Source organism: Lentzea sp. NPDC055074, from assembly GCF_053608005.1.
Genome location: NZ_JBSGUQ010000047.1, coordinates 1 through 1,112 on the forward strand (window position 1 = coordinate 1; position 1,112 = coordinate 1,112).

Consider the following 1,112-nt stretch of genomic DNA (forward strand, 5'->3'; position numbering starts at 1 on the left):
CTAGGTGTGATGTCCGGGGAGGTTGGTCAGCCGGGTGATGGGTGGTTGGCCTCCGAGGGCGGAGTGGGCTCGGTGGTGATTGTAGAAATGCAGCCAGCTGGGTAGTGCTGCTCGGCGTTCGTGATCGGTGTCGTAGTGGCGTGCGTAGGCCCAGCCGTCGGCCAGGGTTCGGTGGAAGCGTTCGATCTTGCCGTTGGTCTGGGGCCGGTAAGGACGCGTGCGTTTGTGGCGGATGTCGAGCTCGGCGCAGGCGTCTCGCCAGGCGTAGGACTTGTAGCAGGCGCCGTTGTCGGACAGGACGCGTTCGACGGTCACTCCACGTTCGGCGAACCAGGCGACGGCGCGCCGCAGGACCGCGATGGCGGTGACAGAGGTTTCGTCGGCGTGGATTTCGGCGTAGGCGACGCGGGAGTGATCGTCGATGACGGTGTGCAGGACCGCGGTGCCGACGGCGGGCCGGTAGGCGGCGTGACGGCGGCCGGTGCGGGTCGCGGTGACCTCGCGGTTGCGCCTGCCTTGTTGCCGGCCGACGAAGCGGTGGCCGCCGCCGTCGGGGATGTTGCCGAACTTGGTGACATCGACGTGGATCAGTGACCCGGGATGCGGATGTTCGTAACGGCGCAGCGGTTCCGCGGTGATCCGGTCGATGCGGGACAGGCGGTTGATCCGGCAGCGCACCAGTACCGCGTGTACGGTCGAGGCCGCCATCCCGAGCCGGCCCGCGATCTGCACCGGCCCCAGTCGGTGCCGCCACCGCAGCGTCACGATCGCCCGCACGACGGGTTCGGGAGTGCGGGCAGGACTGTGCCGCGGTCGGGAACTGCGGTCGGTCATGCCCGCTGGGCCTTCGTCGCGGTAACGCTGCGCCCATTTGCGGGCGGTTTTCTCGGCGACCATGAACATCTTCGCCGCCTCGGCGGGGCGCCAGTTCTGCTCGACGATCAGACGTGCCAGTCGTAGGCGGGTGCGTGGGGTCAGCGTCGCGTTAGGGTGGGACACGAAGGCCTCCAGGCCGTGAAGCGGTTCCTCAGCAGTTCCACTTCACACCCGGAGGCCTTCACCTGTCTTCACCGCAAGCCATCACGTCCGGAACAACGTCCCTGGACATCACA

The 1,112-nt window shown here is 67.8% G+C and carries 1 protein-coding gene; it reads right to left on the reverse strand.

Features of this window, described 5'->3' with window-relative positions:
* The gene (locus ACWF7A_RS44020) at positions 1-999 is read right to left on the reverse strand and encodes an IS481 family transposase (protein ID WP_452256408.1); all 999 of its coding nucleotides are present in this window, start codon (positions 997-999) and stop codon (positions 1-3) included.
* Positions 1,000-1,112 lie beyond the last annotated feature (113 nt).